Annotated in this window: 30 protein-coding genes; 19 read left to right on the top strand and 11 right to left on the bottom strand. The window is 45.2% G+C overall.

All coding sequences use genetic code 11. From position 1 onward, the window contains the following. Positions 1-130 precede the first annotated feature (130 nt). Positions 131-1,273, top strand: a complete 1,143-nt coding sequence (locus tag Q8P13_04065; protein MDP2671600.1) for a glycosyltransferase family 1 protein — start codon at positions 131-133, stop codon at positions 1,271-1,273. 7 nt (positions 1,274-1,280) lie between these two features. On the opposite strand, the gene Q8P13_04060 is transcribed toward Q8P13_04065, so the two are convergent. The 3 genes from Q8P13_04060 to Q8P13_04050 all read right to left on the bottom strand — a co-directional run bounded on the left by Q8P13_04060 (position 1,281) and on the right by Q8P13_04050 (position 3,536). Then, the gene (locus Q8P13_04060) at positions 1,281-2,348 is read right to left on the bottom strand and encodes a PKD domain-containing protein (protein MDP2671599.1); all 1,068 of its coding nucleotides are present in this window, start codon (positions 2,346-2,348) and stop codon (positions 1,281-1,283) included. Between the two features lie 260 nt (positions 2,349-2,608). Beyond that, positions 2,609-3,217 (bottom strand): hypothetical protein, encoded by a 609-nt coding sequence (locus Q8P13_04055; protein MDP2671598.1) that lies wholly within the window; start codon positions 3,215-3,217, stop codon positions 2,609-2,611. Positions 3,218-3,230: 13 nt separating this feature from the next. Further along, positions 3,231-3,536 carry a hypothetical protein gene (locus Q8P13_04050; GenBank protein MDP2671597.1) on the bottom strand — a complete coding sequence of 102 codons (306 nt, stop codon included), beginning with the start codon at positions 3,534-3,536 and terminating at the stop codon, positions 3,231-3,233. Between the two features lie 129 nt (positions 3,537-3,665). Between Q8P13_04050 and Q8P13_04045 the strand changes: the two genes are divergently transcribed. From Q8P13_04045 to Q8P13_04035, 3 genes are read left to right on the top strand one after another with little or no spacing between them, the layout of a single operon-like run. Further along, the gene (locus Q8P13_04045; protein ID MDP2671596.1) at positions 3,666-4,013 is read left to right on the top strand and encodes a hypothetical protein; all 348 of its coding nucleotides are present in this window, start codon (positions 3,666-3,668) and stop codon (positions 4,011-4,013) included. Positions 4,014-4,046: 33 nt separating this feature from the next. Then, the gene (locus Q8P13_04040; protein ID MDP2671595.1) at positions 4,047-4,442 is read left to right on the top strand and encodes a hypothetical protein; all 396 of its coding nucleotides are present in this window, start codon (positions 4,047-4,049) and stop codon (positions 4,440-4,442) included. A gap of 26 nt (positions 4,443-4,468) precedes the next feature. After that, the gene (locus tag Q8P13_04035; protein ID MDP2671594.1) at positions 4,469-4,738 is read left to right on the top strand and encodes a hypothetical protein; all 270 of its coding nucleotides are present in this window, start codon (positions 4,469-4,471) and stop codon (positions 4,736-4,738) included. Between the two features lie 88 nt (positions 4,739-4,826). Here Q8P13_04035 and Q8P13_04030 read toward each other — a convergent pair whose 3' ends face one another. Beyond that, positions 4,827-6,014: a glycosyltransferase family 39 protein gene (locus Q8P13_04030; GenBank protein ID MDP2671593.1), complete on the bottom strand. Its 1,188-nt coding sequence runs from the start codon at positions 6,012-6,014 to the stop codon at positions 4,827-4,829. A gap of 174 nt (positions 6,015-6,188) precedes the next feature. Between Q8P13_04030 and Q8P13_04025 the strand changes: the two genes are divergently transcribed. From Q8P13_04025 to Q8P13_04000, 6 genes are all read left to right on the top strand, one after another. Beyond that, positions 6,189-7,358 carry a glycosyltransferase gene (locus tag Q8P13_04025; protein ID MDP2671592.1) on the top strand — a complete coding sequence of 390 codons (1,170 nt, stop codon included), beginning with the start codon at positions 6,189-6,191 and terminating at the stop codon, positions 7,356-7,358. Between the two features lie 125 nt (positions 7,359-7,483). Further along, positions 7,484-8,572 carry a sugar phosphate nucleotidyltransferase gene (locus Q8P13_04020; protein ID MDP2671591.1) on the top strand — a complete coding sequence of 363 codons (1,089 nt, stop codon included), beginning with the start codon at positions 7,484-7,486 and terminating at the stop codon, positions 8,570-8,572. Between the two features lie 34 nt (positions 8,573-8,606). After that, positions 8,607-9,242, top strand: a complete 636-nt coding sequence (locus Q8P13_04015; GenBank protein MDP2671590.1) for a sugar transferase — start codon at positions 8,607-8,609, stop codon at positions 9,240-9,242. A 60-nt stretch (positions 9,243-9,302) separates the two neighbouring features. Then, the gene (recO, locus tag Q8P13_04010; protein MDP2671589.1) at positions 9,303-10,058 is read left to right on the top strand and encodes a DNA repair protein RecO; all 756 of its coding nucleotides are present in this window, start codon (positions 9,303-9,305) and stop codon (positions 10,056-10,058) included. Next, entirely contained in the window at positions 10,055-10,648 is a 594-nt protein-coding gene (locus Q8P13_04005; GenBank protein ID MDP2671588.1) for a stage II sporulation protein M, read from the top strand. The genes recO and Q8P13_04005 overlap by 4 nt, the downstream gene beginning before the upstream one ends. Positions 10,649-10,814: 166 nt before the next feature. Next, positions 10,815-12,149 (top strand): glycine--tRNA ligase, encoded by a 1,335-nt coding sequence (locus Q8P13_04000; GenBank protein MDP2671587.1) that lies wholly within the window; start codon positions 10,815-10,817, stop codon positions 12,147-12,149. 71 nt (positions 12,150-12,220) lie between these two features. Here Q8P13_04000 and Q8P13_03995 read toward each other — a convergent pair whose 3' ends face one another. From Q8P13_03995 to Q8P13_03965, 7 genes are all read right to left on the bottom strand, one after another. Further along, positions 12,221-12,778 (bottom strand): hypothetical protein, encoded by a 558-nt coding sequence (locus tag Q8P13_03995; protein ID MDP2671586.1) that lies wholly within the window; start codon positions 12,776-12,778, stop codon positions 12,221-12,223. A 139-nt stretch (positions 12,779-12,917) separates the two neighbouring features. Next, on the bottom strand, positions 12,918-13,679 hold the full coding sequence (locus Q8P13_03990; GenBank protein ID MDP2671585.1) for a citryl-CoA lyase: 762 nt from the start codon (positions 13,677-13,679) through the stop codon (positions 12,918-12,920). Positions 13,680-13,684: 5 nt separating this feature from the next. Continuing rightward, positions 13,685-14,167, bottom strand: a complete 483-nt coding sequence (locus Q8P13_03985; protein ID MDP2671584.1) for a hypothetical protein — start codon at positions 14,165-14,167, stop codon at positions 13,685-13,687. A 6-nt stretch (positions 14,168-14,173) separates the two neighbouring features. Next, a complete protein-coding gene (locus tag Q8P13_03980; GenBank protein MDP2671583.1) occupies positions 14,174-15,070 on the bottom strand; it encodes a CoA-binding protein in 897 nt (298 codons plus the stop codon). Then, a complete protein-coding gene (locus Q8P13_03975) occupies positions 15,067-15,510 on the bottom strand; it encodes an HAD family hydrolase (GenBank protein MDP2671582.1) in 444 nt (147 codons plus the stop codon). The genes Q8P13_03980 and Q8P13_03975 overlap by 4 nt, the downstream gene beginning before the upstream one ends. Next, the gene (locus tag Q8P13_03970; protein MDP2671581.1) at positions 15,507-16,646 is read right to left on the bottom strand and encodes an ATP citrate lyase citrate-binding domain-containing protein; all 1,140 of its coding nucleotides are present in this window, start codon (positions 16,644-16,646) and stop codon (positions 15,507-15,509) included. The genes Q8P13_03975 and Q8P13_03970 overlap by 4 nt, the downstream gene beginning before the upstream one ends. Next, on the bottom strand, positions 16,643-17,302 hold the full coding sequence (locus tag Q8P13_03965) for a hypothetical protein (protein MDP2671580.1): 660 nt from the start codon (positions 17,300-17,302) through the stop codon (positions 16,643-16,645). Before Q8P13_03965 ends, Q8P13_03970 begins: the two co-directional genes overlap by 4 nt. Before the next feature lie 297 nt (positions 17,303-17,599). On the opposite strand from Q8P13_03965, the gene mraZ reads away from it, so the two are divergent. From mraZ to murA, 9 genes are read left to right on the top strand one after another with little or no spacing between them, the layout of a single operon-like run. Beyond that, a complete protein-coding gene (mraZ, locus tag Q8P13_03960; protein MDP2671579.1) occupies positions 17,600-18,031 on the top strand; it encodes a division/cell wall cluster transcriptional repressor MraZ in 432 nt (143 codons plus the stop codon). Continuing rightward, positions 18,028-18,891: a 16S rRNA (cytosine(1402)-N(4))-methyltransferase RsmH gene (gene rsmH / locus Q8P13_03955; protein MDP2671578.1), complete on the top strand. Its 864-nt coding sequence runs from the start codon at positions 18,028-18,030 to the stop codon at positions 18,889-18,891. Before mraZ ends, rsmH begins: the two co-directional genes overlap by 4 nt. 15 nt (positions 18,892-18,906) lie before the next feature. Then, the gene (locus Q8P13_03950; GenBank protein ID MDP2671577.1) at positions 18,907-19,221 is read left to right on the top strand and encodes a hypothetical protein; all 315 of its coding nucleotides are present in this window, start codon (positions 18,907-18,909) and stop codon (positions 19,219-19,221) included. Then, positions 19,218-20,990 (top strand): penicillin-binding protein 2, encoded by a 1,773-nt coding sequence (locus tag Q8P13_03945; GenBank protein MDP2671576.1) that lies wholly within the window; start codon positions 19,218-19,220, stop codon positions 20,988-20,990. Before Q8P13_03950 ends, Q8P13_03945 begins: the two co-directional genes overlap by 4 nt. Before the next feature lie 42 nt (positions 20,991-21,032). Next, entirely contained in the window at positions 21,033-22,322 is a 1,290-nt protein-coding gene (locus Q8P13_03940; protein ID MDP2671575.1) for a UDP-N-acetylmuramoyl-L-alanyl-D-glutamate--2,6-diaminopimelate ligase, read from the top strand. Beyond that, positions 22,319-23,071 carry a sugar phosphate nucleotidyltransferase gene (locus tag Q8P13_03935; protein ID MDP2671574.1) on the top strand — a complete coding sequence of 251 codons (753 nt, stop codon included), beginning with the start codon at positions 22,319-22,321 and terminating at the stop codon, positions 23,069-23,071. The genes Q8P13_03940 and Q8P13_03935 overlap by 4 nt, the downstream gene beginning before the upstream one ends. After that, positions 23,061-24,344, top strand: coding sequence for a cyanophycin synthetase (locus Q8P13_03930; GenBank protein MDP2671573.1), 1,284 nt, complete (start codon positions 23,061-23,063; stop codon positions 24,342-24,344). The genes Q8P13_03935 and Q8P13_03930 overlap by 11 nt, the downstream gene beginning before the upstream one ends. Further along, on the top strand, positions 24,344-25,255 hold the full coding sequence (gene murB, locus Q8P13_03925) for a UDP-N-acetylmuramate dehydrogenase (protein ID MDP2671572.1): 912 nt from the start codon (positions 24,344-24,346) through the stop codon (positions 25,253-25,255). The genes Q8P13_03930 and murB overlap by 1 nt, the downstream gene beginning before the upstream one ends. Further along, on the top strand, positions 25,248-26,567 hold the full coding sequence (murA, locus tag Q8P13_03920; protein ID MDP2671571.1) for a UDP-N-acetylglucosamine 1-carboxyvinyltransferase: 1,320 nt from the start codon (positions 25,248-25,250) through the stop codon (positions 26,565-26,567). The genes murB and murA overlap by 8 nt, the downstream gene beginning before the upstream one ends. Position 26,568 lies beyond the last annotated feature (1 nt).

Here is a 26,568-nt window from a genome sequence, read left to right as displayed (position 1 = left end):
GGTGTTTGCTTAAGAAACCAAGAATTTGGATCGCGGTTGAAGACGCTTGCAGCGCAGAGAGCGAAGAGATCTAGAATCGTAAATTACAAAGAGCGAAGCGAATTTATATTTGCTCGCTAGTTACTTCAAAATGAAAATTGCCATTGACGCGCGTTTCTTTGGTCCAGAAGGGACCGGAATCGGCCGTTACGTTGAAAATCTACTAAACGAGTTGGTGAAAATTGACACAGAGAATGAGTATGTTGTTCTCCTACGCAAAAACAACTACCCCCTTTTCAACCCGGAGAGCTCCAATTTCAAAAAAGTCCTCACTGATGCCAAATGGTACTCGGTCAAAGAGCAAGTCGTCGTGCCGGCGGTTCTTACTCGCGAAAAGCCAGATTTGGTTCATTTCCCCCACCTCAACGTACCCTTGCTTTGGGGCGGAAAATTTGTCGTCACAGTTCATGACACGACTACCAACGAGTTTGGTGGTAGTGCGGCAACGACAAGAATGAAACCAATTTATTTTGTCAAAAGTGCTGGTTACAAGATTGTCGCCAACCAAGCCGTGAAACGGGCAAGCAAAATTCTAGTTCCATCGGAATTTATCAAAAAGAAAGTTGCCGCTAGCTTTGGGGTCAAGCCTTCAAAAATTGAAGTGACCTACGAAGCCGCAGACCAGATTTTCTTGTCCCTTGGAGAAAAGAAAGTTGCTGAAGGGCAAAAGAAAAAAGTTTTGGAGAGCTTCGGAGTGAGAGACCCGTACTTGCTTTACGTGGGAAACCTTTTTCCTTACAAAAACATCCAGGTCATTTTCGAAGCTCTGCGCCTTCTTGAACCCAAAACTAAACTGGTCATCGTCGGGGCCCGAAACCGCTTTACCGAAAAAGTGCAGGAAGAAGTTAAAGATCTCGGTTTGGAAGATCGGGTCAAGTTTGTTGGTTTTGTTCCCAATGAAGAGCTCGTCATTCTTTTTCAGGAGGCGCTCGCCTTTGTTTTTCCCTCCCTCTCTGAGGGCTTTGGGCTTCCGGGTTTGGAGGCAATGGCCTGTCTCTGTCCGGTCATTGCGGCCAAAATTTCAAGTTTACCTGAAGTTTACGCTACTGCGGCAGTCTATTTCGATCCGCACAAGCCCCCCGAGCTTGCGAAAAAAGTAAAAGAAGTTGCAGAGAACAAAAAGCTCAGAGAAGGGTTAACCAAAGCTGGGCAAGAAAGAGTCAGGCAGTTTTCCTGGCGGAAAATGGCAGAGCAAACACTCGCGGTTTACAACCAAGTGGGAAAAAAGAGTTAAAACAAAATTACTTATTTTTCACTTGGCGACGAAGCTTGGTCAAATAAAAAGTTAGAGTCAGAAATACTACTACCCCTCCAATTCCCAGAGCAGGTAAAAGAGGAAAGTCAGTTTTAGATTTTGAGTTTGCTGAAGCAGTTGGAGAAGAAGTTTTGCTATCATTGACTTTGTAGGCTGGGTTTGGGAAAAAGCCTTCTCCACCTTCAGGACCAAAAAACTCAGCAAAAGTATCGTTGTAGAGGCCGTTTTTGTCAGTGACCCGTAGCAGTGGAAAACTAGGGAAGAAGTCGGCAGCGTAGGTATGTTTTATAGTCTTTCCTCTCTGTGCCACCCCATCACCAAAGTCCCATTGGTAGGACAAACCATCGCCAACAGATTGGCTCGCATCAAATTCAATTTCGTCTCCTTTTTTGACTTTGAAAGTGTCCTTGAGGGGGTCTGCAACCAGCTTACCGTTAATTTTTATCTTGGCTTGCGGTAGGGAGTAGTCTTTGTTGGGCAGAATATTCAGCTGCACGGTATTGAGATCAAAAACCGTATTTTGAGTCGGGTCTTTGACGGTGATTTTGACGATATAAGTGCCTGGTTTGGTAAAGGTATGAGAAACGGTTAACCCGCTGCCCTGCCTGCCATCAGCAAAGTTCCAGCCGAAAGTAGAGCGATCGATGACTTCTTTTGGAGCCGGCAAATTCTTGCGGGTCAGGGAAAACTTAACCTGGGTATTAACTAAATAATTTTCCGGTGCTACATCCATTCCCAAGGGAATATCAGTAGTGCTCGAGGTAAAGATAGGGTTGTTGTTTGCATACTTTCCATTCATAAGCAGGATTGGGGGACCAGAACCGTGGGCGAAGATACTCCCTGGGAAGGAAAGGACTATTAAACTAAGGAGAAGAAAGGAAAAAAGCCGCACAGTCTTTTCATTATACATTTTTTGGGAAGAGGTCCTAAAAAACGGAGCGAGCGGCCAAAAAAGTTTTGGTCGCTCGTGTTGTCGATCCTGCGCCCCGTTGATTATCAGTTGATAACCATGTGGAGCGTCTTGTCCGAGGCTTTGGGTAATTTCTTCTCCCATTCCTCAAGCGAGCGCTCCATTCTGGACCAGACTTGTTCAACGGTAAGCTTGGGCTTGCGCTGTTTGCGCCCTCGCTTGCGTGTCATGACCTTCTCCTCTACTCCCGCCCTTTTGGTATCTGCGACACCGGCAGTGGTGAGTGAACTGGTACCACAACCATTCCACCTCGATCTTCTTCCCAAGGCGGGCGTTTTACCGCTCGGCCGTTGCGGTATCGAATTTGTAGTCGTTCCGTTGCGTTACCTGCCACGGATCACCTCCTAACAACCGGGTCCGATGACGATGTTACCAGCACCCCGCAGACTCTCGGTCCGCTGGCCACGCCGTTTGCGCGAGTTTTGTCGCAGTTCCTTTGAGAGTTTCTCAAGACGGACTTTTAGTGGTGGGCTCACCAAAGACATGCTCAACTGCTGCTCGACTGCTCGCAGTAGGGCCACATCGATTCTGGAAAGCCGTCCGCGTTGAGAACTACCTTGCCTATGCCAATCCAAGGCTAATTCTTTGACCCGCAGCAGATTGGCGCTGTCGAATCCCAACTCCCGAAGTCCTTGATCGAACTGTTCGGAGAAGAGATTGGGGAACTCTTCCAATTTCCCCTCAACAATCCGTCTGCCATCGGGTGTGGTCGCGAGCCAAAGGCTCATTCTGTCATAATCGTCCGGGAACCGCAAAGTTTCCATGGAAAACTCTCCTCCAGCCTTTTGGCTAATCCTCGTCAGCCTCCTCGAAACAGGATTGACAGTAGAGCCCTGGCGGGCCGTTCTTGGGCTTGCCACGGTCGCAGACCTGTGTGTAGTCAGTGCTGCCGCAACCGCACACCAGCTGTTCTTGAGACGTTCTCTGTAGGCTGACTCTTGTGCAGTTGGCATCGTCTTCTCCTTGTTATACAGCCACTGGTTCAACTTTCCGTCGCAGACGGTAGTAGTTGCCTTCCCAGCGCACGACTGCATGGGCAAACTGCTCATCGACCGTGACAACCAGAGCAATTTCCTCAGGCCAATCCCGTTTGCCAGTAGCGTATTGGTAGCCGATGAAGGCGGTGATCTCCTCATCATTCCACTGGCTATGAGGAGCAGCGGAGTTGGCTAAATTCCATGCTTCATCCTCGGTTATATCTCCGACTGGATACCAATCGCGAGTACAGTCCAGGTCAAAGGCAAAGGTCTCACCTACCTTGTCATCGAGCATGGGTAATCTCCTTCTAGCCTTTCGGCTCTCTCGTTTCGTGTTGCTGATTTGGATTATACACCTTCATTTGCTGACGAGAAGTATAATTGCTCTAACCGGAAGAAACAGGCAAATGCCAAGGAGGTAGTTGTGGATCACGCTTTCTTCAGTGATGAAGATGGAGCTGACAAGGCAGTGGCTATAGTGTTGGCTGCCGCCAAGGAGGCAACGACTGACGAGCAGGAACTCGATCGTCTTGGGAGGGTAGAGGATCTTCTCAGGGAAAACGTGAGGTTTCATCTGACGGACATCCGAGGATATCTTCCTGACGCAGAATTCTTGTTGCAACTTGGTCCGGGTTTTTGGTTGACCCTTTTCATCAAGTCCGACTCGCGAGATGATCTTGCCGATGTTGGTGCGGTTAGGGTGGCAGGAATCAATCTGATGCGTTTGGGTGTTTTGGTGGTGGCGCAGAAGAAATCACCTGTCAGTGCCTGATCGGGAAGCTGGCGAAAGCCGGAAGGAGGAGTCGTGGCTCAGGCAAGGGAAAGTCATCCCGGACTCGAGTTCGTGTCGGCTAGAATCGCCCACGACTTGATTTGTGGCAAGGACCACACGCCTTTCTACAAGAAGATTGGAGTACCGCTGCTACTGCCGGTACTGCCACCTCTGCTGGTGTGGGTTTTGGGAATCCACCCGCTAGTCTTCTTGCCCGCAGCGGTAGTCAGTGCCGTGTTGTGGTTCAAGTTGATCGAGTGGATCAGGATCGAGGTGGTCGACAAGACCTACCTGATCACCGAAGAAGGTGTTGAGTTCAACGGTCGTGCCAACCGGCGCGACTTTTGGATCCACAGCGGTGGTGGTCTGAGTGCCTTGCTGCTTCTGCTGGCGGTGCCAGTCAAGATCATCATCGAGAGATTTGCGTAACGGCGCAAGTCGAAAGGAGTAGTGAGATGACTTGGATCCGCGAACGCTTCACCTGGGTTTTCATCCTGGCGATGGTCGTCTTCGCCGCGAGCTTTGGGGTGAACAAGCCAGTCTTTGACCTGGCTGCGGCCACCATGGTGCTGGCCGTTTTCAGTTTGACAACTGATACACAGAGGAGAAAATGGGAGCTGATACCAGTAGCCCTCACCATCCTCATGATTGTTGGAACAGTGATCTGGGCCAACTTCTTTGTTGAAGATTGGGGCTTTGACAACTCGGCGAAAATCATGTTCTAGCACCTAGTGCGTTAGTGATTGCATAGACACCGACGAGGAAGAACGCACTCTTTCTCGTCGAACCCTCTGAACTAAATTATTCTTCACTCTATCTCCAAAAGAAAAATTCGAAAAGGTAATAGCCCAGTACTAAAAAGGGAAAGATTTTTGGAACAGAAGATTTTCTTCCCCAAAAATTCACTTTTTCAGCAACGAAAGCGCTTGATGCCACTAGAAACAAGATCAGCGAGAAAACGGCTGGGGCAAAATAGCGATAACCCGCAATATTTTGGCCGGTGTTGTGAGTGAGGTACTTCGCTTGTGACACTATCAATAAAGCCACCAGGTTTAGAAGGAAGAACAGAACCGGAAATTGGATTATGTTTGGCCAACTTCGCTTTCGGACCAAGTGAAGAATTGTTGGTAGCAATAAAAGAGAAACCAAAACGGCTAAAAAGAAATCATAGAGAAAAAGATTGTAGGGGTAGAAAAAGACACTAAAAGATCCAAAGTATTGATCTGTCACACTGGTTGAAAAATTGTTGGTCAGCTCTGGATAACGAAAAAAAAGTCCAAACGGTTTGACCCAAAGGAAAGGGTAAATAAGGTAAACGATTGCTAAACCGCCTGCGAAAACTACAAAGACTGAGCGCAAAGCGTTTTTAACGTTTTCTTTGTTGAAGTTAAACCAGATCGAAGAAAGGGCTAGACTTGGTATTAGAATGATGGCGAAAGCTTTTGAAGCAAGGGCAAGACCAAAGGCTAGGGCAGAAAGAAAGAGAAAACTCTTGTTTTTCTTTTCCCAAAACACCAAGTAACAAAATAAACTTAAAACCAAAAACAAAGCTAAAAAAAGATCGGTCCAAGCAGCCTGAAGGCGTATTAACAACGGGTTTAGACCTAGTAAAAGAGTACCTAGGGCTGCGTTGCGTTGACCCAATAAAATAGATAAAGGGAAGAAAGACAAGCTGGCAAGAAGAGCAAGTATCAGCCCGATGACTACTCGATTTACAAAAATTTCATTCTCGCTAATCTGTGTGGTAAAAAGATCTTTTTGATTATTGAGCCTGCGCACCAAGGTTGTAGTTGTTCCAGTAACTATTTCAACGGTTACTCCTGGGCGGGTGGAGAGGTTGGTTTTTTCAAACTCACCATGAGAAAGTTTGTCAACGAAAGTTATTCCCGCAGGTATCCAAATGTATTCGTCCAAAACAAATTCCCGAGTGGTTATTTTGTTGATTTGGGCCAGGGAAAGGAGGATAAAAACAAAAGAAAAGATGGCAAGTTTTAGTTTCATCTACTTAAAAATCATATGCTGAATTTGGCTAAGTGGTCAAGCTTAGCTTTGAGAAGTACTCGGCTCGCGCTTGTGCCGCGCGCTATAAGCAATTGAAATCGCTTGCAGCAGTCTAAACTTGTATAAGCCCGAAAGACTCGCGCTTGTATCGCTAAAGCGCTATAATTGGAACCTATGTTTAGCAAGCAACCAAGTGTGGCAATTGTCAACGACTTTCTCAACCAGTATGGTGGAGGAGAACGGGTCGTTGGAGCCTTAGCAGAAATCTGGCCGGAAGCCCAGATCTACACTTCTATTTATGATAAAAAGTTGATGGATTCTTGGCTAAAAATTGATCCGAGTCGAATTCACACTAATTTAATACAAAAACTTCCTTTTGCTCATTATTTAAACAAACACTACTTCTTTCTTTATCCCCTGGCCTTTCGGTTGCAGAAGACCGACGCAGATATTGTGATCAGTGTCTCCTCCTACGCCGCCAAATTTGCTCGAGCAAAAAAAGGTGGGTTTCACATTGCCTATATCAACACTCCACCGAGATTCCTCTACGGCTACGATCAAGAACTGACCGGCTACCGACACCGCGGTTTTGATAAATACTTGGAGCCAATCTACCGACTTACTGTCCCGGTTGTTAAAAACCTTTTGCGCTTGGCAGATCGGGCAGCGATGAAAAAAATCGATTTTGTCATCGCCAATTCTGAAGAAATCAAAAAACGAATTAAAGATAAATATGGTGTCCCGGCGACGGTGCTTTACCCCCCAGTAGAGACAGCTCGCTTTGCCAGCGTACCCAGTATCAAAGATCAAGTATCAAGGCCAAATAAATTTTTCTATCTCATTGTTTCCCGTCTTGGGGGCTATAAAAAAATTGATATTGCCGTCAAAGCTTTCAACAAACTCGGTTATCCACTAAAAATAATTGGTGACGGCCCAGCTCTGACAACTCTAAAAGCAATGGCCGAGCCCAACATTGAGTTTTTGGGAAGGCTAGCTGATAGCCAAGTAGCGGCTTACATGAAAGACTGTCGAGCCTTGATTTTTCCAACTGAGGAAGACTTTGGGATTGTCCCAGTCGAAGCCCAAGCCGCGGGCAAAGCTGTCATCGCTTTTGGAAAAGGTGGGGCTCTCGAAACAATTGTCGAAGGAAAAACCGGAGTTTTTTTCTCAGAGCAGACAGAAGAGTCTATAATAGAGGCAGTTAGAAAATTCGAAAAAATGGAATTTGATCCTCAAGAAGCAAAGAAGCAAGCAGAAAAATTTTCTAAAGAAAGATTTAAAGAAAAAATGAAGCTCTTTGTCAAAGAGGCTCTGCAAGCAAAAAGATCAAAGACGTCACTCTGAGCGGAGAAAAGTCTCGCAAACTTAGTAGTGCTTGTCTTGATTAATTAAGAACCAAAGAGATTCTTCGGGTATACTCGGAAATGACAGAAAATTTAAGATTTCAATAGGATTGGAGGTTAACTAAATTGAAGATTGTAATTTTTTCGGGTGGAGCCGGGACGCGAATGTGGCCGCTGAGCCGCCAGGCTCTTCCCAAACAATTTCAAAAATTGATCGACGATGAGTCGCTTTTTCAAGCGATGGTCAAGCGTATCCTGACCGGTTTCGACCCAGAGGATGTTTTTGTTTTGACCGGTAAGGATTATCTCGAAACTGTTGCCGAACAGGCGCCGCATTTAAAACCAGAGAACATTTTGGGAGAGCCGGAAATGCGCGACAATCTTGCCGCCGTTGGTTTTGCGGCTTCCTATTTAGCCAAAAAATTCCCTGGTGAAACCATGGCCGCGGTCTGGGGAGCCGATCATTTGGTCAAAAATACGCCGACTTTTGTCAAAGCTTTGAAGCTAGCTGAAAAACTAGCTAAAGAGAGAAATGTTATCGTCAAAGTTGATGTGCGCCCGAGTTTTCCCAGTGTTCATTTAGGTTATATCGAAATCGGCAAAAAGATTGAGAATTTGGAAGGCTTCGACATTTGGCAATTTTCCCGACATGTCGAAAAACCAAACTACGAAGCAGCAGAAAAGTTTTTAAAACAGGGGAATTTTCTTTGGAATACCGGTTATTTTGTTTGGGAGCTAGACAAAATCATGGCTCTTTTCCAAAAGCACACTCCCGAGGTTTATGCTGCCTTGATAAAGATCCAAGAAGCAGTCGGAACCAGTCGGGAAGAAAAAGTAGTTGAGCAAGAATACCAAAAAATTCCTCGAGAGGCGATTGACTACGCACTTTTTGAAAAACTCAGTAGTGAGGACCAGATTGAGATTGAGGCAGATTTGGGTTGGACTGATGTTGGGGCTTGGAATGTTCTCAAGGATGAGCTAGCCAGTTTGGGTGGGTCGGCCAACGTTGTTAAAGGTCAGCACATTGATATTGATACTAAAGATTGTCTCATTTTTGGTTCGAAGGAAGGCAAGCTTATCGCGACTATTGGTCTAGAAGGAATGATTGTGGTAGACACCCCAGACGCACTACTGATCTGTCCCAAAGACCGTAGTCAGGATGTCAAGAAGGTTGTCGCTGAAATCAAGAAAAGAAACAAAACTGAATACTTATGAGATTGGTTGCTGCCCTTCTAAAAATTTCTAAAACATGTACAAATTTTTGAAAAGAACAATAGATTTGGTCCTTTCGAGTTTAGTTTTGGTCGCTACCTCACCTTTCTTGGTTTTGACCTCAATTTTGATCAAATTTGATTCAGAAGGACCGGTTTTCGTGGAAGTTTCTCATCGAGTTGGGAAAGACGGCAAACTTTTTCGGATGTACAAATTCCGTACCATGGTTGCCAACGCTCACGAAGAAATCAAGAGAAACCCACAGTACAAAAAACTGATGGAGAAGTGGAAAAAGAACAGCTTTAAACTTGACCGCGATCCAAGAATCACTAGGATTGGTCGTTTCCTGCGCCGCTACAGTATTGATGAGTTTCCCCAACTGCTCAATGTTCTCAAAGGAGAAATGAGTTTGGTGGGACCGCGCGCACTTTATCCGGAAGAGCTAGAAATGCAGAAGAAACTCCATTCCGACCTAGTTCCTTTGCTTGAGGAGGTGACCAAAGTTAAACCGGGTGCTTCCGGGGTCTGGCAAGTCTCGGGCCGGTCCGAGATTTCCTTTCGGGAGCGGGCGGCCATGGACGCGGACTACGCGAAGAACCCATCGCTTCTGACTGATCTCAAGGTCATTTTCAAGACTCTGCCGGCAATCATCAGTGGTAAAGGAGCTCAGTAAAGAGGGTTAAATTCAACTTAAGTTGAAGGTTGAGGTTAGTTTGGTATAGGATAGAGGGTGATGAGTACTTGGGGTTCTGAAGGGATAGTCTTGAAGCGCAGTGACTTTGGCGAAGCTGACAAACTCCTCACAATTTTCACTAAAAACAAGGGCAAAATACGCGCCTTGGCGAAAGGAATTCGGCGCGTCTCGTCGCGTCGAGCAGGCAACGTTGAGCTGCTCAATCACTCCAAACTCTTTTTTTCTGAGAGCAAAAATTTCAATATCTTGACCGAAGCAACCACGATCTCTTCGTTTCAGACTTTGAAGGAAGATCTCGAAAAAATCAGTTACGGCTACAAAATTGCGGAAATTATCGATCGACTTTTCGACTCTGAGCAAGAAGCGAGAGGAAGCTTTGGTTTACTTTTAGAAGCCTTGGAAAGAATAAATTCTGCGCAGGATCTTGGCCAAGCGCAGTTGTTTCGGTCCGCTTTCGAAATTAAAATTTTGGACAAAGCTGGTTTCCGACCTCAGCTGTTTGTTTGTACGAAATGCACCCGGCCTCTACAAGCCGAGAGTCAGAGACTATCTCCAGGGATGGGAGGGTTGCTTGATAAAAACTGCAGCTCTGAATCCTTAGCTCGTCCGGTTTCGGTGGAGGCAATAAAAATCTTGCGCTTTTTGCTTGAAGAAGACTGGGAGCAAATAAAGAAGCTTTCGATACCAAAACTGCTGCAAAAAGAAATTGATCAGCATTTGGGTTTTTATCTCGAATATATTGTTGAGGCAAATCTAGCTTCCGAAGAGTTTATTGATCAGGTCAAAAACTTATGAAAAAGGCCTGGGATTTTGTTTCTGAGGCGCGTTGGTGGATTGGCTACATTGTCTTTGTTTTCCTTCTTGGTGTGGCCTGCGGGGTAATAATTTCCCTAGTCAACCCTGATTTGAGTCGAGCTTTTTTTCAAAGCTACGGAAAGTCCTTACAAAAGATCGGCTTCGAAACTGATCTAAAGACAGCCTGGTTTATTTTTGAACGCAACGGCGGCATTTTGATTGGAACTTTTGTCTTCGGCCTTTTTGGACTGGTGCCTACTATCGTTGCCTTTGTCAATGGAATGATTTTTGGGATGTACTTTGGCTTCCTCGATATTTACGCTGTCCTCTCGCCGCTAAAATTAATTTTTCTGATTTTACCCCACGGGATTTTTGAAATCACTGCCAGTTTGGTGGGGTTTGGCCTCTCGACCAGGACGGGTTTGCATTGGCTTTTTGCCAAAAAAGAAAAAAGAAAAGTCTTTGTTCAAGACTTGATCGCAAGCTTAAGAGTTGGGTTTTTCGTGATTGCTTTGTTGGCAGTGGCCGCCCTGGTCGAAGCTTTCGTGACACCGGCAATAACCTGCTTTCTTTTCCGAATCTGTTTTTGAGAGCGCTCTAGCTTGCAATAAAGCTATAGAGCACTTATACTTTTAGCCATGTCGAAAGATGCAAAAATAATATCGCGCTAAAGGTTTTTCTGAGAAAATTAAAAGTAAGCCCGCGCGCGATGTATTTCGAAATTTAGTAATTTTAAAATTAGGGTTATTTCGAATTATGGAAAAGAAAAACCAAGTAATGGAAAAGCTTGTTTCTCTTGCCAAAAGGCGGGGTTTTGTTTTTCCCGGCTCGGAAATCTATGGGGGCTTAAACGGAACTTGGGATCTTGGGCCACTGGGAGTTTTGCTAGCCGACAACATCAAAGGTTTGTGGTGGAGGGCCATGGTCCAAGCACGTGACGAAGTTGTCGGTCTGGACTCAACTATCCTTCATCACTCCAAGGTTTGGGAAGCTTCAGGTCATATCGCTGGTTTTTCTGACCCGATGGTTGAGTGTAAGGCCTGTCACCAACGTTTTCGTGCCGATAATATTGATATAAACAAAAATTGTAGCAACTGTGGCAAAAAAGATTGGACTCCCACAAAGGACTTTAACCTCATGTTCAAGACTCATCTTGGTCCAGTGGAGAATGAGGCGGCGGTTACTTACCTGCGGCCCGAAACTGCTCAGGGAATTTTTATTAACTTCGACAATGTTCTTCAATCCAGCCGAGTTAAACTTCCCTTTGGAATTGCTCAGATTGGTAAAGGTTTCCGCAATGAAATCACCACCGGCAACTTTCTTTTCCGCGTTCGCGAATTTGAAATGATGGAGCTAGAATATTTCGTCAAACCAGGCGAAGACGAAGAGTGGTTTGATTACTGGCGAGAAGAAAGACTCAATTGGCACATCAAGACACTGGGAATTAAAAAAGAAAATATCAAACTGGTTGATCTCCCCAAAGAAGATCTGGCTCATTATTCCAAGGCAACTAGCGAGGTTTGGTACGACTGGCCTTTCATGGGTTTTGCGGAGCTGGAAGGAATCGCCAACCGCACTGATTTTGATCTGAAAAACCACGCTAAAGTTGCGGGCAAAAAACTTGAGTATTTCGACCCGGAAAGCAAAGAAAGAGTCATTCCCTACGTCATTGAGCCTTCAGTTGGGGTGGGTCGAGCCATGCTCGCAGTCCTGATTGACGCTTACACTGAGGAAAAAGTACGAACTGCCGAAAAAGGGGAAGAGGAAACGCGGCTGGTGATGAAATTTGCTCCGAGAGTGGCTCCCATCAAGGTGGCAGTCCTCCCACTGGTAAAAGACACAAAACTAGTTAAAATCGCCCAAGAGATATACCAAGATCTGAAGAAAAGCTGGTTTGTCCAGTATGATGAGTCCGCCACTGTCGGGCGGCGCTACCGACGAGCCGACGAGATCGGAACGCCATTCTGCATCACCATCGATTTTGATTCACTTGAGGACGCTTCAGTTACAGTTCGTGATCGGGATAGTATGGAGCAAGAACGGGTGAAGATTTCCGAAATAAAAAACTTCCTTTTCGAAAAACTTTCCTAACAAAATTAAAATGTCCAAAAAAGGAAAGACCCTCGCGGCGTGCGGGGGTCTGTTTGGGCGGGTTTGTGCGCTTAGGCGGTCAGGGCTTCAATCGCAGCGGTGAGATCGAGGAAATTGGGCTTGGGTACGTAGATGCCTCGAAAGCCTTTGGGTTTTTCATCACCACTGAAACAGATAGTCCGGCAATTTGGCTTGTCGGTCAGAATCCGTCTCTCCACCTCGGTAGCCCTTCCGTTTAGCCCGTCGATCACGGCGATGTCGAAGTTGCCGTAATAACCGTCTGGAGCAAGTAAGGCTATCCCGGCGCTCTCAACGGCGACTGTGCTGCTTCCCGAATCGGTCAAGAAGTTTTTGAGAGCGACGCGAACTGTCGGATCGTCGTCAACGATGACGATGGTCATGTCCACCTCCGTTGGATCCAAGTCGAATTCTGCAGAGAGTTCATCAAGATCGATTTCGTCAGAGCTACTTAGGACTTCGATGAGCAAACGATCCTGATCCTGACGATCGGGAGTTGATTCCGCGGAAGTGTTGGAAGACCGGAATTGTGTCCGTGTCATGCCTTTGCAGACGGGACAACGTCCAATTTGCGGCCTTTCCTTACCACACTTGAAACACCAGGCAATCATGATCTTCTCCTATTCGCTAAACTGGGGGGGTAGTTAAAGCGAATCCATTCGCAAACAATTATATCCTATAATTCCTAATTAAGGAGCGAGATCTAGTCTGGCGACCGTAGAAACAAATTTATTAGGGAAGTAAGGCCGATTATTTTGGTAGTTGACGACTTTCGGGGCCGTTGTAGAGGACGTCTTCCTCACTGAGGCGGTGGGAAACTGGTTTTTCGGCAGTTAATTCTTCATGAACATGAGCGACCAGACCAACAGTGCGAGCAATGACAAAGAAACCATTACCAAGTTGCCAAGGTAAACCAAGATCAGAAAGCACAGCTGCGGTGATACCATCAATATTAAGCGGCAGTTTTTTGCTGGAAACTTGGTTGAGTTCTTCTTCGATTTTGGTCGCCAGTTCTGTGTGTGGCCCGCCAAAACCAATTTCTTGGGAAACTTCGAGAATTGCAGCTGTTCTAGGATCTACTTCGTAAACTTTGTGGCCAAAGCCTGGCAAACGGCGAGACTCTTCCTTAGCTTGTTTAACTATTGAGTCTGCAGACTCGTTGTTCTTGACAGCCTCTTGGAAAAGTTTGGCCGCAGCTTCAACCGCCCCGCCGTGATATTTACCAATGGCTCCGATACCGGCAGCAACCGCGTTGGCAAGAGGAACACCATCGCCGACGGTTATTCTCGCCACTGTCGTTGAGGGAGCTTCAACCCCATGATCAATCGAGGCAACCAAGACCGCGTTGAGCATTTTTTCTTGCTTTGGCTCAGGTAGTTCTCCGGTCAAGATTAAAAATATTGCTCGCGTGAAGGTTACTTTTTGAAGTAAATCAGTTAGTTTGTAACCTTTGATTTGGGGAACACCGTCTTTTGAAGTTGTGATCGCAGTTTTCCAAGTTTTTTCTGACATACGCATTATTTGGTTCCCATAGTTTTGTAAGCAGCAATAAAAGTTAAAAGATTCAGAACTAGGGTAGGTATAGATATACCAAGAAGAAGGGCAGAAAGCAAGGTAAAGCCATCAGTTGAATTACACAAACTTATATCATTAACACAGCTCGGAATCCCGTTCGGCAGGTTTTTCCCAGTCATGATGCCGAGGACAAGAAGAAAAACCGCTCCTAGGGTGGAGAAGAAAAGAATGACAATCGAGAGAAGGAGCCAATTGTCCCCCCGCAGAAAAAAGGAAAAAGCAATCAAAAAAGCATAGGCAGCCAAAACCGCAGCCGGGACCAGGACTAAAGTTTTTGTGAGCCCCAGGTAGCTAATGAAAGGCAAGTTTTGATAAAGAAACGGCAAACTGAGAGCGAAAAGAAAAATTAAAAGATAAAGGAAGGAAAAAATAGCTGATATGACTGGACGTTTTGCCTTTCTCGAGGGCGGTTCGACAAACTGCATGTGGAATTATTTTAACCTTTCTTGCAAGACTTTGGGCAGCTCATCCGGAACAGCTGCAACTCCAACTCCGGCTTTCTCAAGAGCTTTGACTTTGTCGATTCTTCTACCCTTGCCGGATTCAATGAGTGCTCCGGCGTGTCCCAGTGCTTGGCCGGCCGGCAAACTTTCAGCAAAAATTCCGGCGATGAAAGCCACGACCGGTTTTTCAAATTTAGATTTGAGCAAATACTCGGCCAAGTCTTCTTCATAGGTCCCACCCTGCTCACCGTAAATTACCAAAGCTTTGGTTTTTGGATCGTCTTTAAAAATTCCGGCCAGATCAGCAAAAGTCGAGCCAATAATCATGTCTCCCCCAATTCCCACGGCAGTGGAGACGCCAAGACCGGTTTTTTTCAAAATGAAAGAGATTTCGCTGGTCATGCCCCCAGATTTGGAAATAACACCTATTTCTCCGGATTGGTAGGAAAAATTTGGATCCGAGCCACCAATACTACCGAGTTTGGCTTCTCCAGGTGAGATGATGCCAATTGAACTGGGACCCACAATTCTTACCCCCGCTTTTTTTGCCCTCGCGAAAGCAATTGCTGAATCAAGAATTGGAACGTGTTCAGTCAAGACATGAATGAGAGGAATTTTATTTTCAATTGCTTCAAGCATAGCTGCCTTGGCGAAGACGCCGGGGACAGCGATGGAGGTAGTGTTGATCTCAGGATGTTTGACCAAAGCTTCTTTGACGCTGTTGTAAACGGCTTTACCGAAAACCTCTTGCCCGCCTTTGCCCGGAGTTACTCCGGCGACCACCTCAGTACCATAAGCAAGCATTTGTTCGGCCGCTCTTGAGCCTTCTTTGCCGGTAATGCCTTGAACGAGAACTTTGGTCTTTTTGTCAATTAAAATGCTCATAAGATTAAATTTTCAATTTCTGCCAAATTGTTAATTTCAAACTTAGCTTTTTCCGCCTCACTCTGAGGTTTGATTTCTTGTCTTGGACCATAATTAAAATGCGCAGTTTGCATACCGAGTAAATTGCCTTGGCGTATTTCACTGTCGACTCGATCCCCAACCACTAGAGTTTCTTCTGGAGACAGCTTTAGTTTTTCCAAAAATTGTTCCAAATCCTTGTTTTCTCCCTTCGGTGTCACGGCAACTGCCTCAAACCACTTGTTTAACCCAAGCTCTTCAATTTGTTGGAGCCGCTTTTCAGGATCTGCAGTTCGACTTATCAAAGCAAGCTTGAATTTACCTTTAAGTTTTTCAAGTAAGGCTAGGACTTCGGGTAGAAGACTTTGTTTGTCGGGGTCGTAGATAGTGTAACCAAAGTCAAAAATGATTCCCTTAATCACTGCTTATTTTCCTTGTATTTGTTGGCCAGTTCAACCATGGTTTTGGCAGTTGAGGTCATTGGTGTTTCTGGTCCAAAAATATGAAGATCAAAACCTTCCTCTTGTTTAACTTTTTCAAGCATGGCTTTCGCCTCTTCCCAGCGTGGACCACCTCGCCTTATTACAATCGGATAATCAGGTTTCGGTTTAATTGCTCGTAACCCATCCACAAAGCCGGAGAGAGTTTCATACATATCAGTGAAGTTGGCAGTCGCCCCAACTAGCCAACAACCGATTAACCCAGTTTTTCCCAGAACAACCTTAGTTAGTTTCTCAATCTTTTCTCTCGGTGGATTGCCCGAATGCTCAGTGTAGTTAGCCGGCTCGCCTCCTAGAGCGACCAGAGCGTCCATATTGACTAGAGAACCGCCTCCACCAGCAGCAATGATTCCTATGTTTCCCTCTAGCTGCATGTAGCTACTACCCGCCGAGCCGCGGTGGTCTTCTTTGTCGATTTCAGCTGCAGCTAGTTCTTCCTCGGTTGGTTTTTTGCCGATGACATCACGCGGCTCAAAGCTGAGATCCTCATGGCGGGAAAGGGCGTCATCATCCAAAATTACTTTGGCATCAACCGCCACTAGACCAGCTTTGGTCTTAAAAAGTGGGTTGATTTCAGCCAAGCGAGCATCGTTCTGCGTAAAAACTTTCCAGAGCTTCTCTACTATAGTGTTAACTTCGGGGTCAAGTTTTTTAAAACTAAAGTCTAGGGTTAAATCAACCGGAAACTCTTGAACATTTTTAACCGCTTCGATATCGACCCCACCCGCTTCAGAAAAAAGAATGACTGGTTGGCGCCGCTTTGTGCTGTAGGTGATTGACAAGTAATACTCTTTTTCGGCAACTAATTTTTCTTCAATCAAAACGCGACCATTTGAAGAAGCCAAAAGTCTGGCGATTTCTTTCTCGTCCAGGTTGTCTAAAATTTTGATTAGTCCAGATTTACCTCTTTTTCCGGAAAGGACTTGAGCCTTGGCGACGTAAGGACCAGGAAAGTCCACTTTGTTTAATTCTTCAGTGGAGTTAACTAAAACTCTTTTTGGAGTTGGGATTTCAGCTTTATCAAAAAGTTGGAGACCCTCAAATTCGTAGAGATTCATTCTGCCTTTGCCACCATTTCTAGATTTTGGTGGTTTTTTACAATTGTCTTGACAGGCACTTCGCCACGAATCAAACTCAAGGGGTAGATGAGACTCCCTTTACCAATGACTGCTCCGGGATCCAAAACAGCGTTGCAACCTAAATAAACCCCGTCGCCAACAAGAGCACCAAATTTTTCTAAACCAGTGTCAAACCTTTCTTCGTCCAAGCTTACTGCTATTTCTTTGTTGGCAAAGCCACCCTTCCAGTTGGCGGTGATGACTCCAGCCCCAAAATTGCAGCCATTACCAATGATACTGTCAGCCACGTAGTTGAGGTGAGGAATTCGTGTCCTGCTCATTATTACGCAATGCTTTATCTCAATACCAAAACCAATAAAAGAGTTTTGTCCTAGAATGACCCCGTCGCGTAGAACTGCGTTGTCGCAAACTTCGGTACCAGCACAGAGGATGGCTTTACCGAGAACAACGACGTTGTTACCGAGCTTAACATTTTCTCCAAGGAGTAGATTATTTTGCAGATTTAAACCTTCAGGAGGATTCTCAAACAGAGAGTCAATATAGGTTTCCAGAGAAGTGAGGCATTCCCAAGCAGTTCCCTTCAGCGTCAGAAAGCCAGTAAATATTTTTTCTTCAGTCTCAAAAAGATTTTTCATTGGGGTAAGAAAGATGATAGCACATTTAGTCAGGTTGTTAACAAGGAAAAAGCACCCGGCACTAGATGTTGTGTTCTAAAGAAATTTTGACGGGATATGTCGTGGCTTGACAGGTGTGGGAGGGGATCATAAAATGACTACAGTGGTAAAAAAGGGGAAAAAGTGGTAAAGAGTGGATCAAACTTCTTACACTTTGCTCCTCCACAGCCTGCCCTTCTGGACAGCAGGATTTTTAGTCCTGACCGGACTTAGATAGGAAACTCTTTGAAACTCTGCCTAGAAAGTTTTTGAAGGCAGATGTTTGTCGGAGAATACGAACACAGTATTGATTATAAAGGGCGGGTAAGCGTACCTAAAAAATTTAGAGAGGCTCTTGGCAGGGAACCAGTCTTGACTCGTGGTCTCGACGGTTGCCTTTTTTTGTACTCGAGAAATTCTTGGGAAGAACTGGCCAAAAAAATGGTTGCTTTGCCTCTGACTCAAGCCGACGCCAGAGCCTTTAGTCGCTACCTTTTTGCCGGGGCAGTCGAAGTTGATTTTGATAAATTAGGTAGGATCAGTTTGCCAGAATATTTGAGAAAGTACGCGGCTTTAAAAAAAGAAGCAATTGTTATCGGGGTTTTAGAAAGAATTGAAGTTTGGGACAAGAACAAATGGAAAAAGATGGAGGCCAAACTTCGAGCTGGTGGTGAAGCCCTCGCGGAAAGACTAAGAGATTCGGGAATATGAGAAATCCTTGGCAGCACCAAAGCGTACTTCTGAAGGAAGTTTTGGATTTTCTGAACGTTAAAAAAGGTCATCTGTACGTAGATGCGACCCTGGGAGCGGCTGGACACGCTAAGGAAATAATTAAGCAGGGTGGTCAGGTAATTGGTTTCGAAGTGGATCCAAAGACAGTGGAAAAACTGGAAGAGGAGGCACTGGCAGGGTTGACGATCATTAACAAAAATTTTAGCAGAATAGGCGAAATCCTGAGAGAAAAAGGGATTACTTCAGTTTCAGGAGTACTTTTTGATTTAGGAATATCAAGCGATCAACTTTCTGATCCTAGTTTGGGCTTGAGCTTCAATCTAGATGCACCGCTAGACATGAGGTTGGATCCGAACCTAGGAGTCAGTGCAGCAGATTTAATAAATGCTTTAGCAGAAAGGGAACTTTATGAGCTATTTGACAAGTATGGTGAGGAGCACTCTGCGCGACGTCTTGCTCGTGCTATTGTCGACGCCCGTCGAGAAGAAAAAATCCAGACGAGTTATCAGCTAGTTAAAATAATCAACCGTGTTGTCGGGGCCCGCAAGGGCAGACTGCATCCGGCGACCAAAGTTTTCATGGCGTTGAGAATTGCAGTCAATAGCGAGCTAGAAAATCTGGAAGAAGGACTGAGAGAAAGTTTGGAAGTCTTGGAAAAGGGTGGAAAATTGCTCGTTATCAGTTTCCACTCCTTAGAGGACCGAATTGTCAAAAGATTTTTCCAGGACCAAGAGAATTTGAAAATAATAACCAAAAATCCGGTTTTGCCTTCTGAAGAAGAGGTAGAGAGAAACCCGAGAGCCAGAAGTGCAAAGCTGAGAGTTGCCGAGAAAATTTAAAAGAGGACCCTGCCCATGGAAACTCAAAAACTAGGAAAAAAAGAAAATACCTTTTTGTCCAAAACTGTTTGGTTTTTGGCAATTCTTGTCGTCGGCTTGTTACTGGCAAAAATATTCGTTTCCAATCAGCTGGCCACGACCGGGGGTTTAGCTTCCGCCTATTCTACAGAACTCCAAGAGCTCAAAAGCGAAAATGAAAGACTTGGAAACCAGGTCAGCAGTTTGGGCTCAGTCGCCAAAATCTCAAAAGCAGCGAAAAAACTTGGTTTTGTACCAATCAGACAAGTCCAGATCTACAGAAGCAGCAGTGGTCTTGCTCTTCTACCATGAAGAACCCCCGAGCCTGGTTTCTCCAGGGTTTATTTTTATTTTTTGCTTTAGCGATACTAGGGCGACTCTTTTTTTGGCAAGTAATCAACTACGACGAGTTTGTGACTGCAGCGGCAAACCAGCATCTGACTACAGTTTCAATTGGGGCCGATCGAGGAAAGATCCTTTCTTTTGATCTCGAAGTCCTTGTTGCCAACCAACCGTCCTTTTTGCTTTTTGCCAACCTACAACAATTAAAAGATTCAGAAAAAGGGAAAAAAGACTTTGGCAAGCTTGCAAAAGATATTGTTGACGATTTAGCCCCCTTACTTGCCGAGGAGAAAATTTCCGATCTCAAAAAACCCGAGAAAGCAACCACCAAAGAGAAAAAGAAAATTCTCGATTCGCTCAAGAGATCTCTGACAGAATCTTTAGAAACTGAAAACGTGGTTTGGGTCGCCCTTGCCCACAAACTAACTGAAAAAACAAAAGAGAAAATAGAAAAACTCGGTCTCGTCGGTCTTGGTTTTGAAGAGCAAGCCTCACGTTTCTATCCCAATGGAAGTTTGGCAGCCCAGCTTCTTGGATTTGTGGGTGAAGATGAAGACGGCAATGACAGAGGCTACTCTGGGCTTGAGGGTTTTTATGACGATCAGTTGAGAGGTAGGGTAGGAAAGCTGACCGAAGAAGTAGATGCCCAGGGCCACCCAATTTTGGCAGGTTTAAAATCAGGAGCTGTTCCTGCTGATGGTTTTGATTTGGTGACAACAATTGACCGCACGGTTCAGTACACCGTTGAGCGTTACCTGAGAGCCGGAATGAAAAAATACTCTGCTAAATCCGGTAGCGCTATTGTCATGGACATAAAAACGGGTGCCATTCTGGCCGTCGCGAACGTACCAAGTTTTGACCCGAGCAAATGGTTTAGTTTTGAGAATAAAGATTTGCGCAACGGCGCCATTAGTGATGTTTACGAACCTGGATCGACTTTCAAAATGATAACCGCCGCCGCTGCCCTAGACAGCGGAGCAATTACCACCGAAACAGTTTGTCCCTGCACCGGGCCGATAAAAATCGCAGGCTATGAAATCAGGACTTGGAATAATCAGTATCACTCCGGCTCAACAGTTTCCGATATTCTTGAACACTCCGACAATGTCGGCGCTTCTTTCATGGCGGAAAAGGTTGGTAAGGCCAAATTTATTGACTATGTAAAAAAATTCGGCTTTGGGAAAAAGACTGGCGTGGATCTTCAAGGGGAAGAAACAGGACTTTTGAAAGACCCGGCAGATTGGTATCCGATAGATTACGTGACTTCTGCTTTTGGACAAGGAATTTCTGTGACCTCCCTGCAAATGCTGACCGCAGCCAGTGCCATTGCTAACGGAGGGAAAATGATGCAACCCTATCTCGTCCAAAAAATTATTGGTGAAAAAACTATCGAGCACAAACCCGTAGAGGTCGGGCAGATTATCAAACCCAAAACTGCCTCAGTCATGAAAGAACTACTTTTTTCCGCAGTCGAGAATGGGGAAGCAAAAAGACTGATTCCGCACGGGCTGCGTGTTGCAGGCAAAACTGGAACCGCGCAAATTCCAATCGCGGGTCACTATGACCCAAACAAAACCGTTGCTTCTTTCGTAGGCTTCGGCCCAGTTGAAAAACCAAAATTTGCCATGATTGTACGTTTTAACGAGCCGATTCCGATTTACGCCGCGGAAACTTCCGAACCACTTTTCTTTGATATTGCGAGAGAATTGTATTCGTATTGGGGGATAGCGATCCACTAAAAAAGGTTAACTCTAACTGAGTTTGTGGTAGAATTGTCTCCCATGTTTGAGGGTATGAAAAAGATCTTGCCCCAGACAATAAAAAACTATTTTCATCTTGTCGCAGCTTTTTTTGCGGCCTTGTTTTTTCGTTTTCCAGCCAGAAAACTGATTGTGATTGGGGTCACCGGGACTGATGGAAAAACAACCACGACTTCGATGGTTTACCATAGCTTAAAAAAGCTCGGCCTTAAGGTTGGCATGGTATCAACAGTTGAAGCAAAAATTGGCGAAAAAGAGGTCAAAACAGGCTTTCATGTCACTACACCGGACTCTTTTCAAGTACAAAAATTTTTGCGGGAAATGGTTAAAGCTGGCACCAAATACGCAGTTGTTGAAATGACTTCGCACGGTCTGGACCAAAATCGAGTTGCCTTTATTCCTTTGCGGGTAGCTGTTATTACCAACATTACTCCGGAGCACCTGGACTACCACAAAAATTTGAACAAATATACTTTGGCCAAGGCAAAAATTTTGCGGGGGACAAGGTTTCGAGTTCTAAATTTTGACGATCCAAGTTTTAGCCAACTTCGGCTCATGGGTTTTGGGCAGTTAATTAGTTTCGGTTTGAGGCAAGGAGCGGATATACGGGCGAGTTCTGTAGCCGAGACTGAATTTGGGCTGGAGCTAAAAATAAACTTACGAGGCAAGCAAAAAGATAAGGAAAGTTTTCCTCTGACCACCCCTTTGGCGGGAAGATTTAATGTTTACAATATTCTGGCCACAGTTGGAGTCTTGAAAGCTTTGGGATTTGAAGGAGCAAAAACTGGGCCTTTACTAGAGGATTTTCCTGGGGTGAAAGGAAGAATGCAGTTTATTTCTGAAGGCCAGGATTTTTTTGTGGTGGTAGATTTTGCTCACACTCCGGCTGCTCTTGAGGCAGCTCTGAAAAGTTTGCAGCACTACCAACACAACAAATTAATTTGTGTCTTTGGCGCTGCTTCCGAACGTGATATTCTCAAAAGAGGAGTCATGGGCAAAGTTGCTACTAAACTCGCGGATTATTCAATCTTTACTTCGGAAGACCCAAGAAATGAGGATCCAAACAAAATCATCGAAGAAATCGCCGCTGGGGCAGTTGAAGTCGGTGGGGTTTTCAACCAAAGCTTTTGGAAGATAGCAGATCGTGCCGAGGCGATTGGTTTGGCAACGAAAAATTTAGCGAAAAAAGGGGACATCGTGGCAATTTTTGGCAAAGGGCATGAAGAAACGATGAATATTGGGGGCAAGGAAATTCCTTGGAGTGATGAAAAACTGGCTAGACAATCCTTGAAAGAAAGGTTTTTCAAATGAAAGGTACTGCAGCAATTATTCTCGCGGCTGGAGAAGGAACTAGATTAAATTCCGGTCAACCCTCACCAAAGCCCAAAGCTCTCTATGAAGTGGCAGGAAAACCAATGATCCATTACTCTCTAGAGGTTGTGAAAAAGTTGGGGATTGAAGACACGGTAATAGTGATTGGCCATTTGGGAGAGCAAATCAAAGAAGCTCTTGGGGACAATTACAAATACGCTCTTCAGCCACAAGCGACAGGAACAGGAGAAGCAGTCCGCCTTGGCTTGGAAAGAGTCAACGAAAAATCAGAAAAGGTTCTGGTTCTTTATGGAGCTGATGTTTACCAAAAGAGTATTTTGGAAGTTTTACTCGCCCAACATTTGTTGGAAAAGCCGACCATCAGTTTTTTGACCGCCGAGACCGAAAACCCGACCGGTTTGGGAAGAATTGTTCGAGATGACCAAGGCAATCTCGAAGCTATTGTTGAGGAAAAAGTCGCCACTGAGGAACAAAAAAGGATCAAAGAAGTCAATGACGGCTGTTACTTATTTGACCGGGTTTGGCTTGAGAAAAGTATCAAAAACTTAAAGTTAACTAAAGCAAATGAGTATTTTCTCACCGATTTGGTTGAGTTGGCAGTAGCCGAGGAGGCAAAAATAGTTACCCACAAGATTGATACTCAAGGCTGGTTTGGAGTCGATACGCCAGAGCAGCTTTCTTTGACCTCCGAGTTTATCGAGAAGCATTGGAGTAAAGATGAAGCCTAAAAAAGTTCATTTTATTTTCGCCGGTGGGGCGGCAGTCAGTGCGGTTGCTGCTTTGGCAGAAAAAAACGGTTTTGAGGTGAGCGCTTGTGAGCACTTAAATCCGGACTCACCCTTTTTCGGTGAACTTTTAAAATTGAAGATACCCACCTTCAAAGAGTGCAGCAAAGAGCATTTGCAAGACGTGGAAATGTTGGTTGTCTCCAACGCGACCAAGAAAATCGATCCGGAAAATTCTGAAGTTGAAGAAGCAGAAAGATTAAAACTGCCAGTCAAGATAGCCGAAGAATTTCTCGCGGAATTTTTGCTTCAGGACAAGAAGGTCGTTGCAGTTGCTGGGACCAACGGAAAAAGTACAACCACAGCGATGCTCGGCTTAATTTTGGAAAAAGCTCGCTTAGACCCGAGCGTTTTCGTGGGAGCAGTAGTTCCGGACTGGCAAAGCAACTACCGGGCGGGCAAGGGAGAAATTTTCGTCATCGAGGCGGATGAGTATTCGGAAAAGTTTTTGCTTTATCGACCACAAGTTGAGATCATTACCAACATCGAGTTCGATCATCCAGACTACTTTACTTCACTGGAAGCAGTTCAGTCAGCCTTTGAAGATTTTGCCGCCCAAGTTGCTTCCGATGGCGCGCTCTTCCTGGGTCCAAAAGTTGAGCTGAGAAATCAGAAAGAAAAACAAAAAACTTTTGTCAAAGAAAATTTTAATTTGAGGGTTCCAGGACAGTTTAATCAAGAAAACGCTTCTCTTGCTTTTGCTGCAGCGCTTTATCTTGGAGTTGGTTCTGAAATTGCCAAACAAGCTTTGGAAGTCTTTGACGGTATCAGCCGCCGCTTTGAGTTTCGCGGGGAGGCAAAGGGAATCAAAGTTTTTGATGATTACGCTCACCACCCCAGTGGGGTGGCAGTGACTCTAAAAGCCGCCCGAGAAAAATTCCCCAATGAGAAGATTTGGTGCGTTTTTCAGCCCCACACCTTCAGCCGCCTCGAGAAGCTGTTCCCGCAGTTTGTCGAAGCTTTCGAAAAAGCCCCAGTCGATAATATTGTGCTTTTACCGGTCTATGCTTCTCGGGAGAGAGCAGGAAAATTTGTTTCAGATGATCTGGCGCGGGCAATAAAGAACAAGGAAGTGGTTAGCACTGGTTCCAAGGAGCAAGCCGCAGTTTACCTTGCCAAAAATGTAGACTTTGGTAGCGTTATTCTCAATTTGGGAGCAGGAGATAGCAACGAGCTTTCCGAGCTAATATTAAAGAAAGTGGGGAACAAGGCCTGATGGATCCAGAAGAAAAACTTATCAACAAGCTTGGTTTCAATCGCGTGCGGGTCAACGAACCAATGAGTTCGCACACCTACATGAAGGTGGGTGGACCAGCCGATGTTTTTCTTGAGGTCAAGACAGAAGAAGAACTAATTGAAGCGGTCGGCCTCGCCCGTGAATTTGAGGTTCCCTACTATATTCTCGGTCAAGGGGCCAACGTACTTATTTCCGACAAAGGAATCAGAGGTTTGGTGATTCTGAATCGCACTTCCGCAATCAAGTTTTTGCCTCACGGTTTTGTGGAAGTTGAATCAGGGGTTAACATGGTGCAGTTGATGCTCGAAGCCTCAAAACGAGGTTTAAGCGGTTTGGAAAGAATGATGCGGGTCCCCTCTTCGGTGGGAGGAGCGATTTTTATGAATGCCGGAGATACAGGAAAGGGGGAGTTCTTTGGTCATTTGGTTGCCCAAATCAAGGTTCTTACTCCGGAGGGTAAAATTGAAAAAGTTTATCCTGAGAAAGCCGGGTTCGATTACCGGACGAGCCGTTTTCAGGGTTCTGGTGAAGTCATTCTTTCCGCCAAAATTGCTCTCAAGATCTCAAACAAAAAAGAAATTGAAGAGCGGGTCAAGGATATTTTACAAAGAAAAGTAAATCACCCAGCTGGAGCTACGGTTGGCTCGACTTTTCGCAACCCTCCGGGTGGGCACGCTGGTGAGTTGATTGAGAAAGCTGGTTTGAAGGGAAAGCAAATTGGAGGAGCTAAAATCAGTGAAAAACACGGCAACTTCATTATTAACACTGGTAGTGCCAAAGCTGCCGATGTAAAAGCACTCGTAGATTTGATGAAAAAAGAGGTTGAAGAAAAATTTAATATTGAGCTACTCGAAGAGGTACGTTACTTAGGAGACTGGGGCAATGGCTAAATACGTGATTGATGGGGGTGTCCCCCTCAAAGGTGAGGTCGAGATTTACGGAGCCAAAAACGCTGCTTTCAAACTAATGATTGCTTCCTTACTTTCTGATCAAACTTCCCGACTTGAGAACGTTTCTTACGTTCGTGATTCTATAGTAGTCAAACAAATGATTGAATCTTTGGGTGGAAAAGCACAATTTCCCGGCAACCATGTCGTTGAATCAAGTGGACAAGGTTTAGAAAAAAACTCTCTAGAATCTCGTTTTGGTTCTTCTAGCCGAGCCGCAACTCTTTTGCTTCCAGTTTTGCTGCATCGTTTCAAAAAAGCGAGGGTTCCTCTTCCCGGTGGGGACAAAATCGGTGAAAGACCCTTGGATCGTCATTTTGAGGCCCTCAAATCTCTCGGAGCTGAGATTTTTGTTGAGAACGGTTTTATTGAGGCGAGCGCCGAAAGTTTGATTGGAACGGAATTTACTTTTGCCAAAAATACTCACACTGGAACTGAGATGATGTTGCTCGCTGGCTGTTTAGCTTCCGGAAAAACAACGATTCGCAATGCCGCTGCGGAACCAGAAGTTGATGATTTGATCAGCTTATTAAACAAAATGGGCGCTCAAGCTTCCCGTACGGAACCCAGAACGATTGAGGTTGTCGGTAGCGAGAACTTGCGTGGGGCCAATCACCAAGTCATGTTTGACCGCAATGAAGCGGTCACCTTTGCCTGCTTTGCTTTAGGAACGAGGGGAGACGTAACCATCAAAAACGCCCAAAAAGAAACGCTGGGAGCTTTTCTGGAAAAAATTGACGAGGCTGGTGGAGCTTGGGAAGAGGTTGAGTCAGGAATCAGAGTTTTTTATAAATCAGTTCTGAATGCCACCCAAGTTCAAACCGCTCCCTATCCAGGCTTTATGACTGATTGGCAAGCAATTTGGGCAACTTTGATGACCCAGGCCAAGGGAGTTTCGACTATTCACGAGACTGTTTTTGAAAACCGTTTTACTTATGTTCCGCTCTTAGAAAAGTTTGGTGCTGATATTCGCCGTCTGAGCTTGGAAATTTCTGAACCAGAAAAAATTTACAATTTTAATTGGAGTCCCGAAAGTCAAGCTTCTTTTCACGCTGCAGCTATCTCTGGGCCAACTAAGCTTTATCCAGCTAAAGCTGAAGTAAATGACATTCGCTCTGGTGCGACTCTTTGTTTGGCCGCCTTGATTGCACCAGGTCAGAGTGAGGTCAGCAATATTGAATTGCTTGAACGCGGCTATGAAAATCTCGAAGGGCGTTTGACTGGGCTCGGAGCCAGAATAGGTAAAGGAGAGTAAA

It is taken from the genome of bacterium, assembly GCA_030704665.1.
Taxonomy (GTDB): Bacteria; Patescibacteriota; Microgenomatia; order Woykebacterales; family RBG-16-39-9b; genus JAUYID01.
The sequence above is the reverse complement of the archived record's forward strand: the minus strand, read 5'-3'. Positions and strand labels throughout refer to the sequence as shown.

Coding starts and splice junctions, on each gene's coding strand:
- murA (MDP2671571.1), top strand. CDS start 25,248: ATGGCTAAATACGTGATTGATGGGGGTGTCCCCCTCAAAGGTGAGGTC.
- murB (MDP2671572.1), top strand. CDS start 24,344: ATGGATCCAGAAGAAAAACTTATCAACAAGCTTGGTTTCAATCGCGTG.
- Q8P13_04050 (MDP2671597.1), bottom strand. CDS start 3,536: ATGCTCGATGACAAGGTAGGTGAGACCTTTGCCTTTGACCTGGACTGT.
- rsmH (MDP2671578.1), top strand. CDS start 18,028: ATGAGAAATCCTTGGCAGCACCAAAGCGTACTTCTGAAGGAAGTTTTG.
- Q8P13_04055 (MDP2671598.1), bottom strand. CDS start 3,217: ATGCCAACTGCACAAGAGTCAGCCTACAGAGAACGTCTCAAGAACAGC.
- mraZ (MDP2671579.1), top strand. CDS start 17,600: ATGTTTGTCGGAGAATACGAACACAGTATTGATTATAAAGGGCGGGTA.
- Q8P13_04065 (MDP2671600.1), top strand. CDS start 131: ATGAAAATTGCCATTGACGCGCGTTTCTTTGGTCCAGAAGGGACCGGA.
- Q8P13_04030 (MDP2671593.1), bottom strand. CDS start 6,014: ATGAAACTAAAACTTGCCATCTTTTCTTTTGTTTTTATCCTCCTTTCC.
- Q8P13_03985 (MDP2671584.1), bottom strand. CDS start 14,167: ATGCAGTTTGTCGAACCGCCCTCGAGAAAGGCAAAACGTCCAGTCATA.
- Q8P13_04005 (MDP2671588.1), top strand. CDS start 10,055: ATGAAAAAGGCCTGGGATTTTGTTTCTGAGGCGCGTTGGTGGATTGGC.
- Q8P13_03990 (MDP2671585.1), bottom strand. CDS start 13,679: ATGTCAGAAAAAACTTGGAAAACTGCGATCACAACTTCAAAAGACGGT.
- Q8P13_03930 (MDP2671573.1), top strand. CDS start 23,061: ATGAAGCCTAAAAAAGTTCATTTTATTTTCGCCGGTGGGGCGGCAGTC.
- Q8P13_03945 (MDP2671576.1), top strand. CDS start 19,218: ATGAAGAACCCCCGAGCCTGGTTTCTCCAGGGTTTATTTTTATTTTTT.
- Q8P13_03965 (MDP2671580.1), bottom strand. CDS start 17,302: ATGAAAAATCTTTTTGAGACTGAAGAAAAAATATTTACTGGCTTTCTG.
- Q8P13_03970 (MDP2671581.1), bottom strand. CDS start 16,646: ATGAATCTCTACGAATTTGAGGGTCTCCAACTTTTTGATAAAGCTGAA.
- Q8P13_04035 (MDP2671594.1), top strand. CDS start 4,469: ATGACTTGGATCCGCGAACGCTTCACCTGGGTTTTCATCCTGGCGATG.
- Q8P13_03935 (MDP2671574.1), top strand. CDS start 22,319: ATGAAAGGTACTGCAGCAATTATTCTCGCGGCTGGAGAAGGAACTAGA.
- Q8P13_03940 (MDP2671575.1), top strand. CDS start 21,033: ATGTTTGAGGGTATGAAAAAGATCTTGCCCCAGACAATAAAAAACTAT.
- Q8P13_04025 (MDP2671592.1), top strand. CDS start 6,189: ATGTTTAGCAAGCAACCAAGTGTGGCAATTGTCAACGACTTTCTCAAC.
- Q8P13_04060 (MDP2671599.1), bottom strand. CDS start 2,348: ATGGGAGAAGAAATTACCCAAAGCCTCGGACAAGACGCTCCACATGGT.
- Q8P13_03950 (MDP2671577.1), top strand. CDS start 18,907: ATGGAAACTCAAAAACTAGGAAAAAAAGAAAATACCTTTTTGTCCAAA.
- Q8P13_04000 (MDP2671587.1), top strand. CDS start 10,815: ATGGAAAAGAAAAACCAAGTAATGGAAAAGCTTGTTTCTCTTGCCAAA.
- Q8P13_04015 (MDP2671590.1), top strand. CDS start 8,607: ATGTACAAATTTTTGAAAAGAACAATAGATTTGGTCCTTTCGAGTTTA.
- recO (MDP2671589.1), top strand. CDS start 9,303: ATGAGTACTTGGGGTTCTGAAGGGATAGTCTTGAAGCGCAGTGACTTT.
- Q8P13_03995 (MDP2671586.1), bottom strand. CDS start 12,778: ATGATTGCCTGGTGTTTCAAGTGTGGTAAGGAAAGGCCGCAAATTGGA.
- Q8P13_03980 (MDP2671583.1), bottom strand. CDS start 15,070: ATGAGCATTTTAATTGACAAAAAGACCAAAGTTCTCGTTCAAGGCATT.